This is a genomic window from Pseudomonas sp. PDM27, assembly GCF_019219205.1.
Classification (GTDB): domain Bacteria; phylum Pseudomonadota; class Gammaproteobacteria; order Pseudomonadales; family Pseudomonadaceae; genus Aquipseudomonas; species Aquipseudomonas laurylsulfatiphila.
On the sequence record NZ_JAHUWF010000012.1, the window covers coordinates 198,918 to 213,755 of the forward strand.

The 14,838-nt window shown below is 60.4% G+C and carries 12 protein-coding genes and 1 tRNA gene; 7 read left to right on the forward strand and 6 right to left on the reverse strand.

Annotated features, from left to right (window positions below; genetic code table 11):
• Nucleotides 1-98 precede the first annotated feature (98 nt).
• The 6 genes from KW838_RS23310 to KW838_RS23335 all read right to left on the reverse strand — a co-directional run bounded on the left by KW838_RS23310 (nucleotide 99) and on the right by KW838_RS23335 (nucleotide 8,553).
• On the reverse strand, nucleotides 99-3,818 hold the full coding sequence (locus KW838_RS23310) for a M10 family metallopeptidase C-terminal domain-containing protein (RefSeq protein WP_218503718.1): 3,720 nt from the start codon (nucleotides 3,816-3,818) through the stop codon (nucleotides 99-101).
• A 508-nt stretch (nucleotides 3,819-4,326) separates the two neighbouring features.
• Nucleotides 4,327-4,402: transfer RNA gene (locus KW838_RS23315), tRNA-Phe, on the reverse strand.
• A gap of 103 nt (nucleotides 4,403-4,505) precedes the next feature.
• Complete coding sequence (locus KW838_RS23320; RefSeq protein WP_007972770.1) at nucleotides 4,506-4,778, reverse strand: oxidative damage protection protein; 273 nt, start codon at nucleotides 4,776-4,778, stop codon at nucleotides 4,506-4,508.
• Nucleotides 4,775-5,842, reverse strand: coding sequence for an A/G-specific adenine glycosylase (gene mutY / locus KW838_RS23325; RefSeq protein WP_218503719.1), 1,068 nt, complete (start codon nucleotides 5,840-5,842; stop codon nucleotides 4,775-4,777). Before mutY ends, KW838_RS23320 begins: the two co-directional genes overlap by 4 nt.
• On the reverse strand, nucleotides 5,839-8,070 hold the full coding sequence (locus tag KW838_RS23330) for an AsmA family protein (RefSeq protein WP_218503720.1): 2,232 nt from the start codon (nucleotides 8,068-8,070) through the stop codon (nucleotides 5,839-5,841). Before KW838_RS23330 ends, mutY begins: the two co-directional genes overlap by 4 nt.
• Nucleotides 8,071-8,148: 78 nt before the next feature.
• Nucleotides 8,149-8,553, reverse strand: a complete 405-nt coding sequence (locus tag KW838_RS23335; protein ID WP_102700269.1) for an acetyl-CoA sensor PanZ family protein — start codon at nucleotides 8,551-8,553, stop codon at nucleotides 8,149-8,151.
• A 225-nt stretch (nucleotides 8,554-8,778) separates the two neighbouring features.
• Here KW838_RS23335 and KW838_RS23340 point away from each other — a divergent pair, with 225 nt between their 5' ends.
• The 7 genes from KW838_RS23340 to KW838_RS23370 all read left to right on the forward strand — a co-directional run bounded on the left by KW838_RS23340 (nucleotide 8,779) and on the right by KW838_RS23370 (nucleotide 14,596).
• Nucleotides 8,779-10,443 (forward strand): OFA family MFS transporter, encoded by a 1,665-nt coding sequence (locus tag KW838_RS23340; protein WP_218503721.1) that lies wholly within the window; start codon nucleotides 8,779-8,781, stop codon nucleotides 10,441-10,443.
• Nucleotides 10,444-10,712: 269 nt separating this feature from the next.
• Nucleotides 10,713-11,306, forward strand: coding sequence for an imidazoleglycerol-phosphate dehydratase HisB (gene hisB / locus KW838_RS23345; protein WP_003186751.1), 594 nt, complete (start codon nucleotides 10,713-10,715; stop codon nucleotides 11,304-11,306).
• Nucleotides 11,306-11,944: an imidazole glycerol phosphate synthase subunit HisH gene (gene hisH / locus KW838_RS23350; RefSeq protein ID WP_007972757.1), complete on the forward strand. Its 639-nt coding sequence runs from the start codon at nucleotides 11,306-11,308 to the stop codon at nucleotides 11,942-11,944. Before hisB ends, hisH begins: the two co-directional genes overlap by 1 nt.
• Nucleotides 11,945-12,202, forward strand: a complete 258-nt coding sequence (locus tag KW838_RS23355) for a DUF2164 domain-containing protein (RefSeq protein ID WP_007989200.1) — start codon at nucleotides 11,945-11,947, stop codon at nucleotides 12,200-12,202.
• Between the two features lie 42 nt (nucleotides 12,203-12,244).
• A complete protein-coding gene (gene hisA, locus KW838_RS23360; RefSeq protein WP_007972753.1) occupies nucleotides 12,245-12,982 on the forward strand; it encodes a 1-(5-phosphoribosyl)-5-[(5-phosphoribosylamino)methylideneamino]imidazole-4-carboxamide isomerase in 738 nt (245 codons plus the stop codon).
• A 9-nt stretch (nucleotides 12,983-12,991) separates the two neighbouring features.
• On the forward strand, nucleotides 12,992-13,762 hold the full coding sequence (gene hisF, locus KW838_RS23365; RefSeq protein WP_007972752.1) for an imidazole glycerol phosphate synthase subunit HisF: 771 nt from the start codon (nucleotides 12,992-12,994) through the stop codon (nucleotides 13,760-13,762).
• 78 nt (nucleotides 13,763-13,840) lie between these two features.
• A complete protein-coding gene (locus KW838_RS23370; RefSeq protein ID WP_102700272.1) occupies nucleotides 13,841-14,596 on the forward strand; it encodes an ABC transporter substrate-binding protein in 756 nt (251 codons plus the stop codon).
• The last annotated feature ends 242 nt before the right edge of the window (nucleotides 14,597-14,838 follow it).

The following is a 14,838-nucleotide window of genomic DNA, read 5'->3' on the forward strand; positions in this document are numbered from 1 at the left end:
CCTTTTACGCAACGAGAAAGCGGAAGTGAGTGGCAGTCTACAGGGCAAAACGATGGCGTCAAACTGCCATCAGTCAGGTGTCTCGGCCCTCCCGCGAGTTAAAGTATGAAGTCCGTTGTCGTTACGCTGCTGATACCGACTACCTGAATGGCGAACTCGGCGGCGCTGTCCGCATCGGTGTTGCCGTAGAGCACGCCCCCTGCAACTTTCAACTGGCCGGCCGCACTGAAGGCTGCGGTACTGCCGATGATCGAATTGAAGGCTTCATTGGTTACCGTCGCCGTGTTGGCGTCCAGCGTCGACAGGTCAATCTTGTCGGCTCCTCGAGTGAAGTCGCTGATGATGTCCCAGGTGGAACTGGTCAGCCCTGTTTCAGCGACGACATTGAAGTCGAAGATGTCGTTGCCGGCGGCGCCGGTGAGAACATCCTTGCCCATCCCGCCGATCAGAATGTCGTTCCCGCTTCCACCGTTCAGCAGGTTGGCGGCGGCGTTGCCCGTGAGCCTGTCGTTGTAGTTGGAACCGGTGAGGTTTTCGATGGCTAGCAGGATATCGGAGCCTGATCCACCGGTGGCCTGGGCCGTGGTCACGGCCAGGCTGGCGCTGACGGCGCTGGCGGCATAGAGGTAGGAGGCGGTGTCGACGCCGGTGCTGCCATCGAGCAGGTTGCTGCCGGCCCCGGAATAGAGCGTGTTGTCGAGACTGTTGCCCGTAAGGGTGGCGGCCCCGGTCGTGAGGAGGCGCCCGTTCTCGACATTGGCGCCCAGGGTGTAGACGCTGATAAAGCTGTAGACCGTGTCGCTGCCGCCGATGCTGGCCGTGGCATTGGTTTCCGTCACGACGTCGAGAATGTTGTCGACGTAATAGGCGTCAGAACCATCACCGCCCGTCATCCTGTCGAGGCCTGCGCCGCCATTCAAAACGTCATTGCCGGCGCCACCCATGAGCAGGTTGGCTGCGCCGTTACCCGTGAGCGTGTCGTTGTAGTTGGAGCCCGTGAGGTTTTCGATGGCGATCAGGGTGTCCGAGCCTGATCCAGCGGTGGCCTGGGCCGTGGCCACAGCCAGGCTGACGGTGACGGCGCTGCCGGCATAGACGTAAGAGGCCGTGTCGACGCCGGTGCTGCCATTGAGGGTGTTGGTACCGGCCGCGGCAAAGAGTGTGTTGTCGAGGCTATTGCCCGTGAGGGCGGCAACCCCGGTGGCGAGGAGGCGACCGTTCTCGACATTGGCGCCGAGGGTGTAGGCGTCGAGATAGCTGTAGACCGTGTCGCTGCCGCCGGTGCTGGCCGTCGCATTGGTTTCAATCACGACGTCGCCGGCGCTGCTGACGTAGTAGGTGTCAGAACCCTCACCGCCCGTCATCGTGTCGAGGCCTGCGCCGCCATTCAAAACGTCATTGCCGGCGCCACCATTGAGCAGGTTGGCGGCGGCGTTGCCCGTGAGCGTGTCGTTGTAGTTGGAGCCGGTGAGGTTTTCGATGGCGATCAGGGTGTCGACACCCGATCCGCCAGTGGCCTGGGCCGTGGTCACGGCCAGGCTGACGGTGACTGCGCTGCCAGCATAGGCGTAAGAGGCCGTGTCGACGCCGGTGCTGCCATTGAGGGCGTTGCTACCGGCCGCGGCAAACAGGGTGTTGTCGAGGCTATTGCCCGTGAGGGCGGCAGCCCCGGTGGCGAGGAGGCGCCCGTTCTCGACATTGGCGCCGAGGGTGTAGGTGTCGAGATAGCTGTAGACCGTGTCGCCGCCGCCGGTGCTGGCCGTCGCATTGGTTTCAATCACGACGTCGTCGGCGCTGCTGACGTAGTAGGTGTCAGAACCTTCACCGCCCGTCATTCTGTCGAGGCCTGCGCCGCCATTCAAAACGTCATTGCCAGCGCCACCGTTCAGCAGATTGGCTGCGGCGCTACCCGTGAGCGTGTCGTTGTAATTTGAGCCCGTGAGGTTTTCGATGGCGATCAGGGTGTCTGAACCTGATCCGCCGGTTGCCTGGGCCGTAGTCACGGCCAGGCTGACGGTAACTGCACTGCCGGCGTAGACGTAGGAGACCGCGTCGACGCCGCTCATGCCATTGAGGACATTGTTGCCGGCCCCGGCAAAGAGGGTGTTATCGAGGCTGTTGCCTGTGAGGGCGGCAGCCCCGGTGGCGGTGAGACGACCGTTCTCGACATTGGCGCCGAGGGCGTAGGCGTTGAGAGCGCTATGGACCGTATCGCTACCACCGCTGCTGAGCGTCGCATCGGTTTCGGTAACGACGTCGCCGATGTTGTCGACATAGTAGGTGTCGTTGCCGAGTCCGCCGATCAAAGTGTCGGCACCCGACTTGCCGCTGAGGATATTGGCCCCATTATCGCCGGTCAGAACATCATTGAAACTACTGCCGATGATGTTTTCGATACTCCACAACTGGTCGGCAAAGTCTGAGATGGCTTGCTCCACGTCGTTGATGAAATTCCCGATGCCGGTCTCCGGAGCAGGCCTGCTGTTAAGCAGGGCGATGGCGCCCGTTGCATACCCAAAGCCGCTGGTCAGGTTCACCACCACGCTCGATTGGGCATTGGCATAACTGACGAAATCGTTGCCGGTGCCACCGTCGAGGGTTTCGCCGTGGTAGAACCAGAATTCAAAGCCGCCAATCTGATTGCCAAATTCGTCGTATGTCGTCTCGTAATCAATCGACTCCAGCGTCGCCGAATATCCCCCTTCAGCCATCAGGGTATCGTTGCCGCCTTCTCCCTTGACAAGATCACGGCCGACACTGCCATCCAGGGTATTGTCTTGCGAGTTACCGATCAGGGTGTCGTTGAACCGGCTTCCGATCACCGCCTCGATGCTTCCCAGGGCGTCCGTGCCGGAGCCGCCCGTGACTTGCGATACGGAGCCCAGATTGATGGTGACAGCAGCGTCCGCGTACTCATATGAAACGGTATCGAAGCCTGTATTACCGAAGAGGCTATTATTGCCGCTACCTGCGTAGAGCACGTTGTCGAGAGCGTTGCCGCCCAGGTTGGAGGTCCCGGTCGAGAGTATGCGGCCACTCTCGATATTGGCACCGAGCACGTAATTGGCGAGGGAGTTGGCGACCAGGTCAACGCCGCCGGTGCTGGTTTCGGTGACCACATCGCCGAGATTGTCGACGTAATAGGTGTCGGCCCCATCGCCGCCTTGCATCAAGTCGGCACCCGCGCCTCCGTCCAGGATATCGTCGCCACCGTAGCCCATCAGGGTGTTCTTGCCGCTGTTGCCGGTCAGCCGGTTGTTCAGGTCGTTACCGTCACCATTGATATTTTCGCTGCCTGTCAGCTCCAGGTTTTCCAGGGTGCTGCCCAGGGTGTAGCTGGCCAGGCTGGACTTGACCAGATCGGTACCACCACTGTCCGGCACTATTTGGTCTTGGTCTACGTGGTAGTTGTAGAAGAAGCTGTCGCCGACGCTCTGTAGGGAGGAAACCCCTCCTTCAGACTCAAAGGAAAACCAGCCAGTGACAAGTCCACTGCCACGGGAGTAGTAGATGCCTTGGCCCCAATACAGTCCGGATGATTCGGAAAAGAACAGAGCATCGATTTGCTGTTGACCGCCCCATCCACCATGCATGGGGTCCATGAGGCCGGTAATCAAAAGCCCGGATACATTGGTGAAGCCAGACTTCAGTACGGGGATCTTGTCGAGAATGTAGGTGTCATCCCCGCCGCCGCCGTCCAGCGTGTCCAGACCTACACCGCCGTCGAGAATGTCATCCCCCGCCAGCCCGGTAATACTGTCGGCCTCACTTGTCCCCAATAGATCATCGTTGCTCGTAGTGCCTGTTATCACGGCCATGTGTGATTTCCTTTTTCCGGGCAGCAAGTGGAAACCCACGCGGCCGTGTTGTTATTTGCCACCAGTAACAGGCGAAGTGAAGCCGCCGGGCATTTCAGCGAAATTCGTCGAGGCCACGTAGGTCAGGATGACGAACTCGACTGTGCTGTACGCAAGCGTGTCGCTGTAGAGCGCCCCGCTGCAACCTTCAAATGCCCGGCCGCACAGATTGTGGCACTCATTGTATATAGCCATTTGCCACTGCGCTTACCCGGTCGTCGTCTCAATGGGGATGTCTGACGGTAATTCATTTGCGCTTCAGGCCGGTTGATTTGCGAAAGTTCGTCGACGGTCTGGCTGCACGGGGCGAATCGGACATCAAGATAGGGGAGGGGGCGAGTCAGTAACGTTTAAGGGGGGGCGAGCGCTTAGGCGGGATCCTGGGGAGGCAGGCTGGTCTGGCAACCATCAAATCGCAGGCAATAAAAAACCCCAAGGAATCATCTTCGCTTGGGGTTTTTCGGTATTTTGGTGCCCAGAGACGGAATCGAACCGCCGACACGGGGATTTTCAATCCCCTGCTCTACCGACTGAGCTATCTGGGCAACGGGGCGCATTAAACGGGTTTTTCAGGGGGTCGTCAAGCAAGTTTTCAAAAAAATTTTAATTATTACCGTCGCTTACGTTCCGACCCCCGAAAAATCGGGGTTATTCCGACGGCGGTACGTAGCCTTCGGCCTTGGCGTAATCCTCGCCGGAGAAGTACTTGTCCATTTCGCCCTGAAGATATTTGCGATCTTCGGCGTTCATCATGTTCAGGCGTTTTTCATTGATCAGCAGGGTCTGGTGTTTTTGCCAGTCGGCCCAGGCCTTCGCCGAGACGTGGTCAAAAATGTCCTGGCCTTTGGCGCCCGGGAAGGGAGCGCGCTCCAGGCCTGGCAATTCTTCTTTGTACTTGCGGCACATGATGGTGCGGGTCATGACGACTCTCCTGCGTTCAATACGGCGGCCGCGCGTTCGAGCAAGGTTTTGACCGGGGCGGCAAGGCCCAGGCGCGGCGGGGTGGCGAGGTTATACCAGAGCCAGTCGGCCTCGGCCACGTGATGGCCGGTCTCCTGGACCTGAACCAGCCAGGGTTCGATGGATAACTGAAAATGGCTGAAGGTGTGCACCAGGCTCGGCAATGCCTGTTGGTTGCCCAGTTCCAGCGAGTGCTGCGCGGCCAGGTGTGACAGGTCGTCGAGGTCGTCGAGTTCCGGCAGGCTCCACAAGCCGCCCCAGAGGCCCGTAGAGGGGCGACGGTAAAGCAGGATGGCGCCTTCGGTGTTGGCCAGCATCGGCATCAGCGTGCGCTTCTGCGGGATGGCCTTGCGCGGCTTGGGGATCGGGTAGCGGGTTTCCAGGCCGAGCATGTGCGCCTCGCAGCCTTTTTCCAGCGGGCACAGCAGGCAGCTCGGTTTGCTGCGGGTGCAGAGCGTGGCACCGAGGTCCATCATCGCCTGGGTGTAGGCGTTGACCCGGTCGTGAGGCGTAAAGCGCTCAGCGTTGGCCCAGAGCTGTCTGGCGACCTTCGGCTCGCCCGGGTAGCCCTCTTGCGCGGTAAAACGCGCCAGGACGCGTTTGACGTTGCCGTCGAGGATCGGCGCGCGCAGGCCCATGCTGATACTGGCAATGGCGCCAGCGGTGGACAGGCCGATCCCCGGCAGATCCGTGAGCTTTTCCACGTCCCGGGGAAATTCGCCGCCGTACTGCTCGACGACGATCTTCGCGGTCTTCTGCAAATTGCGCGCACGGGTGTAGTAACCCAGGCCGGTCCACAGGTGCAGCACTTCGTCTTCCGGTGCCGCCGCCAGGGCTTCGACCGTTGGCAACGAGGCCATGAAGCGGTCGAAGTAGTTCAGCACGGTGCTGACCTGGGTCTGCTGCAGCATGATTTCCGAGACCCATACCCGATACGGGTTGATGTCCTGCTGCCAAGGCAAATCGTGACGGCCGTGGCGGTCGAACCAGTCCAGCACCGCCGTTGAAAACTGCTCGGCTCTCATCGCTTGAATAGGTCCTTGAGCGCGTCTTTCAGTTTCGGGTCGACTTTGTCGCCCCATTTTTCGTCGATTTTTTCGCTGATCCTCTCGCCAGCCAACTTGGTCGCGACCTGGCTCATGCGGTCGTTATCCAAACGGCAAGCCTTGGCGCCCAGCTCCAGCGGGCCACGGCAGCGCAGCGGCCACTCGATGCCGACAAACTTGTCGCCGACCTGACAGGCCGGGTCCGGCATGGCGCTGGTATCGCCTTCGACGATGATGCCGACACGGTAGTCCATGCCCAGCACGCGCAGATCGATGTCACCGTCACCTTTGACGGTCATGCCCGGGATGCGCACTTTCAGGTCCGGGTTGCTGGCTACGCCGTTACGCAAGGTCAGGTTGCCCTTGAGCTCCTGGAACGGAGTGTCCTTGCCGCGTGGCTCGCCGCTGAGGGTTTTGCGGTTGAGCGTGGCGATGCCTTTGCACAGCTGTTGCTCAAGGTTGGCGTTGAGCAGCACGCCATTGTTGATGACGAAACTCGCGTTGCCGTTGAGGGTTTCGATCAACGCCTTCTGGCTGTTGCCGTTGCCGGTCAGGTTGCTGTTGAGCGTGACCAGGCCCTTGACTGGTGGATTCTTGCCCTGGCTTTCGAGGATTTTTTCCGCCGGTACCCGGCTGATCTTCGTCTGCAGATTCAGCGCCGGCACTGGCTGGCGCACATCGAGCGTGCCGGTGGTTTCGAAGTTGCCCTCGTACAGGTCGCCGCGCAGGTTGGCCAGCGTCAGCAGGCCGCCCTGGCCGGTGGCCTTGAGCGCAGCGTTATGGATCGGCAGTTTTTGCAGGGTCAGCTGACCGAAGGTCAGGTCGGCGTCCACATCGAGCTTGCTCAAGCGTTCCACTGGCAACAGGCGCTCGCTGCTCCACGCGTCCTTGGTCGGCGCGGGTGGCAACGGCGTGCTGCCGGCGCCGGCCATGGCATCGGCTTCGGTGCTGGCGACTTCGGCCTGGCGCACTTGCGTCGCGCTATTGGCCTCGGCGGATTTCGGCGGCAGGTAACGGTCGACGTTGAAGGTGTCGGCCTTGAGCAGGGCGCGCAGCGATTGCTTGGCGAAGTCTTCGACGGCAATGCGGCCGCTGAAGGTGCTGTCGTCGACTTTCAGGTTGAGGTCGTCGAGCGCCAGGCTGGTCGGTGTCGCGGCCAACCGGCTGACCAGCTCGACTTTGCTCAGGCTGCCTTCAGCCATGGCCGGGAGTTTCTGGCCGATGCTGTCGACGAATTTCGCCAGGTCGAACTGGGCAATCGAGATGCCGCCGCTGACCTGTGGGGTCTTGTCCAGATCGTTGACCTTCAGTTCACCCAGTGCCCGCAGCTGGTTGGCGGAGATCTTGATGCCGGTCCACTCGGCAACGTTGGCGGCCTTGTCCAGCACCAGCTGGCCCTGGGCGGAGAACGTCACGGCCTTGCCTTGCAAGGGATCGCCGGTCACTTCACCCGACAGCCTCATGTCTTCGAACTGATAGCGCTGCAGTGCACGTGCGATGCGCACCTCACCGTTGAGTTCGGTACGCACCCGCAGTGCCGGCTGGTTGGCTGACAGGAAAGCCGTGAGCTTGAGCGGAATGTTGACGGAGTCATGGACCGCGCCGGTGCTCAACTGAATGCTTTCGGCACTGAAGGTCTTGCCGGTTCGTTCGTCGGTGTATTCGACCCGTGCGTTGTTCACGGTCAGGCTGTCGATGTCCAGGCGGATCGGCTGGGGCGGTTTTTCCGCCGCGCCGCTGGTTTCGGGCGCAGGTTCGGTAGCGGCTGGCGGGGTGCCGGTCGCGTCGGTGCCGGCCGTTGCAGGCAGCTTGCCGATGTCCTCCCAGTTGCCATGACCCTCCTTGTCGCGGTTCAGGCGCAGGTTCAGGCCTTCGACGCGCACGTCGCTCATCTGCACTTCACGGCGCAGCAACGGCAGTACGCGCACCGAAAGGCCGAGCATCTGCAAGTCGGCGTACGGTTCGGTCGGTTTGACCATGGTCGCGACACTGGCGTCGTGCAGCTCCAGGCCCAGCCACGGGAACAGGCTCCAGCCGATATCGCCATTGAGCGTCAGCTCGATGTGGGCTTTGTCGCGGGCAATCTGGCGAATCTCGTCTTTGTAGTCGTTGGGATCGAAGAGGTGGGTCAGGGCAAAGCCCAGCGCCACAATGATCAGCAACAACCCGAGAAGTACCAGACCCAGGATTTTGCCGAACGCTTTCATGGGCGAGTCCTTGTAATTAGTCGAATTCAAAATTTAGCCGAGGAGTATAGCGCCCCCGAACAGACGACCGGTCAGTGATCACGCCGGCAATACATCCAGTGGCAGTTTCAGCTTGGCGGCCAGCGCCTGCGCCTCCAGATGCCCGGCAGGCGCCAGCAGGCGCAGCGGCATACCCGATTGCGCGGCCATTTTTTGCGCTTCGGCCACCAGTCGCTCGGCAACGCCACGGCGACGGGTAATTTTTCGCACACATATTTGTGACAAATGCCAGGCGTCTTGGTGCCTTTGCAGGCGGGCCGCGCCCAGCAGGCGATCATTGAAGCGTCCGGCGATCAGTGTGCCGTCTTGTAAGCAGTCTTCGATCAACTGCGCCTCGCCGGAAAACGGGGCGAACAACCAGTCTGGAGCGTCGCGGTAGATCTTCTGCAGATCCTGCCGATCCTGGGGCGTGGCTTGATTGAGCGGCTCGACAATGATCGGCATGGTGATTCCTGTGGGGTCATGAAGCGATGGAGATCAGACGACGTACAAAAGGTGATGTCAGTTTGGTTTTTCTGTCACTGGCAGATGGTAACCTTTGCCCGTTCGTCCGTCCTTCTGCGACCTGTTGTCGCACAACAAGGCGCTCCACCAAAAAACGGTCATGTCTGCGTGCATAAAGGCCGGGAGCGTGGCTGGCGAACCCTACTAATAATTGGGGGAAATACAATGACCACGAGCATCACGGCGGACGGCCTTAGCGCCGACCAGCCCGCGTTCCTGTCCAAGGAGCGGATCATCGCCAAGCCCGGCTTCAACCGTTGGCTGGTGCCACCGGCCGCGCTGGCCATCCACTTGTGCATCGGCATGGCCTACGGCTTTTCGGTGTTCTGGTTGCCGCTGTCCAAGGCGCTGGGCATCACGGCTCCAGTGGCCTGCGCAGCGGACATGGGTTTTATCGCACAGGTCTTTTCGTCCCAGTGTGACTGGCCGATCTCGATGCTCGGCTGGATCTACACCCTGTTCTTCATCTTCCTGGGGTGCTCGGCTGCCATCTGGGGTGGCTGGCTGGAACATGCCGGGCCACGCAAGGCTGGCGTAGTGTCGGCATTGTGCTGGTGCGGCGGTCTGCTGATTTCGGCGCTGGGCGTGTATACCCACCAGATCTGGCTGATGTGGATCGGCTCCGGGGTCATTGGTGGTATCGGCCTGGGCCTGGGCTACATTTCTCCGGTCTCGACCCTGATCAAGTGGTTCCCGGACAAGCGCGGCATGGCCACCGGCATGGCGATCATGGGCTTCGGCGGTGGTGCGATGGTCGGTGCTCCGCTGGCGGCAGCGCTGATGGGGCATTTCGCTTCGCCAACCAGCGTCGGCGTGTGGCAGAGCTTCCTGGTCATGGCCGCGATCTACTTCGTGTTCATGATCGGTGGCGCATTGTCCTACCGCGTCCCGCCAACCGGCTGGAAGCCTGAAGGCTGGACCGCCCCGGCGAAAAAAGCCTCGAACGCGATGATTACTCATCGTCATGTTCACGTGAATGTGGCCTGGAAGACGCCGCAGTTCCGTCTGGTGTGGCTGGTGCTGTGCCTGAACGTATCGGCGGGTATCGGCATCCTCGGCATGGCGTCGCCGCTGCTGCAGGAAGTGTTCGGTGGCAAGTTGCTGGGCAATGACCTGGCGTTCGGCCAACTCGACGCTTCGCAACTGGCTTCAATCGCCGCCATCGCGGCCGGTTTCACCGGTTTGCTGAGCCTGTTCAACATCGGCGGGCGTTTCTTCTGGGCTTCGTTCTCGGATTACCTGGGTCGCAAAAACACCTACTTCGTGTTCTTCGCCTTGGGCTTTGCCCTGTACGGACTGATTCCGAACCTCGGTCATCTGGGCAGCATCGCGCTGTTCGTGGCGGCGTTCTGCGTCATCCTGTCGATGTACGGCGGTGGTTTCGCGACTGTTCCTGCGTATCTGGCGGACCTGTTCGGTACGCAAATGGTCGGTGCGATTCACGGTCGTCTGCTGACGGCGTGGGCGGCCGCCGGCGTGCTCGGTCCCGTGCTGGTGAACTACCTGCGTGAGTATCAGCTGAGCATTGGCGTCGAGCGTGCAGCAGCGTACGACATCACGCTGTACATCCTCGCCGGCCTGCTGGTGTTGGGTTTCCTGTGCAACCTGCTGGTGCGCCCGGTGGCCGACAAGTACTTCATGACCGACGCCGAACTGGCCGCCGAACAGGTGCTGGGCCATGACAAAGGGGCTGACAGCAGCACCGTGCTGGAGTGGAAAGCCGCGCCTGGCACCAAGCCGCTGGCGGTTGCGGCGTGGCTGGTGGTGGGTATTCCGTTGGCGTGGGGTGTGTGGGTGACCTTGCAAAAAACCGCGGTGTTGTTCCACTAACACCAAGGTAAGCCACAGCCCCTGTGGGAGCGGGCTTGCTCGCGAAGAGGGAGTATCAGTCGACATAATTGTGGACTGATCCACCGCTTTCGCGAGCAAGCCCGCTCCCACATTTGTTCTGTGTTGCACCTGAATGGCTTGTACTGACATGTACATCGCTGGCACCCCCGGATTCACTCCGTCAGTGATATCACCTCGCGTGTTTCTGTTTGGCGCCCGCACGCCTATAATGGCTGCCTTTTTCGCCCAATGATTTTGCGGAGCTGGTGATGGCCGAACGTAAGGCGTCTGTCGAGCGCGACACTCTGGAAACCCAGATCAAAGCCTCGATCAACCTCGATGGCACCGGAAAGGCCCGATTCGATATCGGTGTACCTTTTCTTGAGCACATGCTGGACCAGATCGCCCGTCACGGGCTGATCGACCTGGATATTGTCAGCAAGGGCGACCTGCATATCGATGACCACCACACTGTGGAAGACGTCGGTATCACCCTCGGCCAGGCCTTCACCAAAGCCATCGGCGACAAGAAAGGCATCCGTCGCTACGGTCACGCCTACGTGCCGCTCGATGAAGCGCTGTCGCGCGTGGTGATCGATTTCTCCGGCCGTCCAGGCCTGCAGATGCATGTTCCCTACACCCGTGCCACCGTCGGTGGTTTCGACGTTGACCTGTTCCAGGAATTCTTCCAGGGCTTCGTCAACCACGCCAACGTCACCTTGCACATCGACAATCTGCGTGGGCACAACACCCACCACCAGATAGAAACCGTGTTCAAGGCTTTCGGTCGCGCCCTGCGCATGGCCGTCGAACTTGATGACCGCATGGCCGGGCAAATGCCTTCGACCAAGGGCGTCCTGTAATGCAGACAGTCGCGGTTATCGATTACGGCATGGGCAACCTGCACTCGGTGGCCAAGGCCCTCGAGCACGTCGGTGCCGGCAAGGTGCTGATCACCAGCGATGCCAACGTGATTCGCGAAGCCGACCGGGTGGTTTTCCCCGGCGTCGGCGCCATTCGCGATTGCATGGCGGAGATCCGTCGCCTCGGCTTCGATTCGCTGGTGCGTGAAGTCAGCCAGGACCGTCCGTTCCTTGGCATCTGTGTGGGCATGCAAGCCTTGCTCGACACCAGCGAAGAGAACGACGGCGTCGACTGCATCGGCCTGTTCCCGGGCGCGGTGAAGTTCTTCGGCAAGGATCTGGTCGAGGATGGTGAGCACCTGAAAGTCCCGCACATGGGCTGGAACGAAGTGAAGCAGAAGGTCAGTCACCCGCTGTGGCACGACATTCCGGACCTGGCGCGTTTCTACTTCGTGCACAGCTACTACATCGCCGCCGCCAATGCGCGTCAGGTGGTGGGTGGCGGTCACTACGGTGTCGATTTCGCCGCGGCGCTGGCCGAAGGCTCGCGTTTCGCCGTGCAGTTCCACCCGGAGAAAAGCCATACCCATGGCCTGCAGTTGCTGCAGAACTTCGCTGCGTGGGACGGTCGCTGGTAAATGGCCGTCAAGAAGAAACCGCCGATTCTGACCCTCACTCCCGAGCAGGAGAGCGAGGCCAATCGCAAGATCAAGCGTTTCATGGAAGACCGCTTCGAACTCGACCTCGGCTCGTTCGAGGCGGCGGAGATTCTTGAGCTGTTTACCCGTGAAATTGCTCCGCACTATTACAACAGGGCGATTTTCGATGTGCAGGCGCACCTCAAAGAGAGGTTCGAAAGCATCGAAAGCGACCTGTGGGCGCTCGAGAAAAACTGATTTCCGAGCCAAGCTGAACATTCAAATTTGAAGGTTTGCCAGATGCTGATTATTCCCGCTATCGATCTTAAAGACGGTGCCTGTGTTCGTCTGCGCCAGGGCCGCATGGAAGATTCCACAGTGTTCTCCGATGATCCGGTGAGCATGGCTGCCAAGTGGGTGGAGGGCGGTTGCCGCCGTCTGCATCTGGTCGACCTGAACGGCGCGTTCGAAGGCCAGCCGGTCAACGGCGAAGTGGTCACCGCCATCGCCAAGCGTTATCCGAACCTGCCGATCCAGATCGGCGGCGGTATCCGCTCCCTGGAAACCATCGAGCACTACGTGAAAGCGGGCGTCAGCTACGTGATCATCGGCACCAAGGCCGTGAAAGATCCGGCCTTCGTTGCCGAAGCCTGCCGCGCGTTCCCGGGCAAGGTGATCGTCGGCCTGGACGCCAAGGACGGTTTCGTCGCCACCGACGGTTGGGCTGAAATCAGCACCATCCAGGTGATCGACCTGGCGAAGCAGTTCGAAGCCGACGGCGTCTCCGCCATCGTTTACACCGACATCGCCAAAGACGGCATGATGCAGGGCTGCAACGTACCGTTCACCGCGGCACTGGCTGCTGCCACGAAGATCCCGGTGATCGCTTCCGGCGGTATCCACAACCTGGGCGACATCAAGACCCTGCTCGACGCCAAGGCGCCGGGCATCATCGGCGCCATTACCGGCCGTGCGATTTACGAAGGCACCCTCGATGTCGCCGAAGCGCAAGCTTTCTGCGATTCGTACAAAGGCTGAGGACTGATCATGGCGCTGGCCAAACGCATCATCCCTTGCCTGGACGTGGACAACGGCCGGGTGGTCAAGGGTGTGAAATTCGAAAACATCCGCGACGCCGGTGACCCGGTGGAAATCGCCCGTCGCTACGACGAGCAGGGCGCCGACGAGATTACCTTTCTCGACATCACTGCCAGCGTCGATGGCCGCGACACCACGCTGCACACCGTCGAGCGCATGGCCAGCCAGGTGTTCATCCCGCTGACCGTGGGCGGTGGCGTACGCACCGTGCAGGACATCCGCAACCTGCTCAATGCCGGCGCGGACAAGGTTTCGATCAACACCGCAGCGGTGTTCAACCCTGAGTTCGTCGGCGAAGCCGCGCAGCATTTCGGTTCGCAGTGCATCGTGGTCGCGATCGACGCGAAGAAGGTTTCCGGGCCGGGCGAAACCCCGCGCTGGGAAATCTTCACCCACGGTGGGCGCAAGCCAACCGGCCTCGACGCCGTTGAGTGGGCAAAGAAAATGGAAGGCCTGGGTGCCGGTGAGATCCTGCTGACCAGCATGGACCAGGACGGCATGAAAAACGGTTTCGACCTGGGCGTCACCCGCGCCATCAGCGATGCGCTGGGCATTCCGGTGATCGCTTCCGGTGGCGTCGGCAACCTGCAACACCTGGCCGACGGCATTATCGAAGGTCACGCCAGCGCGGTTCTGGCGGCGAGTATTTTCCACTTCGGCGAATACACCGTGCAGGAAGCCAAGGCTTATATGGCCCATCGCGGAATTGTGATGCGCTGAATAAACCAATGCAGGCCAGTGGACATCATGGCGTGCCCAAGGCACTCTTGGGTACGCCATGGATTTCGGTAGCCAGACATGCTTAAACGCTTTCTTCTCGTCCTTGCCAGCGCTTCTCTGTTGTTCATCAGCGGAGCACACGCAAAAGACAGTCCCGATGCCGACATGGTGTTGCTGACTGAAAATTTCCCGCCCTACAACATGGCGAAGAATGGCAAGAACTTCGCTCAGGACGAGAACATCGATGGCATCGCCACCGATATCGTCCGCGAAATATTCAAGCGCGCCAACATTACCTATAGCCTGACGCTGCGTTTCCCTTGGGAGCGAATCTACAAACTCACCCTGGAAAAACCCGGCTATGGCGTGTTTGTCATGGCGCGGTTGCCGGATCGCGAGAAGCTGTTCAAATGGGTCGGTCCAATCGGCCCGGACGACTGGATCATGCTGGCCAAGGCTGACAGCAAGATCACCCTCGAAACCTTGAATGATGCGCGCAAGTACAAGATCGGCGCCTACAAGGGCGACGCGATTGCCGAGACGCTGGCCAAGCAGGGGCTCAATCCGATTGTTGTACTGCGCGATCAGGACAACGCGAAAAAACTGGTCAACGGGCAGATCGACCTGTGGGCCACCGGTGACCCGGCCGGGCGCTATCTGGCACGTCAGGAAGGGGTCAACGGGTTGAAAACCGTACTGCGTTTCAACAGTGCGGAACTGTACTTGGCACTGAACAAGGACGTGCCGGACGAGACGGTGGCCAAGCTCCAGGCGGCGCTGGACCAGATGCGCAAGGAAGGCAAGGTCGACGAGATCATGGCGCGGTATCTATAGGATTCAACACCAACCCTTCAGTCATGCCCGGACCACTGTGGGAGCGAGCTTGCTCGCGATGGCGTCGTGTCAGTCGACAACATTGGTGAAGGACAGATCGCTATCGCGAGCAAGCTGAACTGGTCAACTAATTTTGGACACCAGTTACGGTTTCATGCCGCCAGTTTCTCCATAGCTACCGGCGACCGGTAGTCGTTGTAGCTATGGAGCCTGACGTTGTTGTAACGCATCACATAACGCTG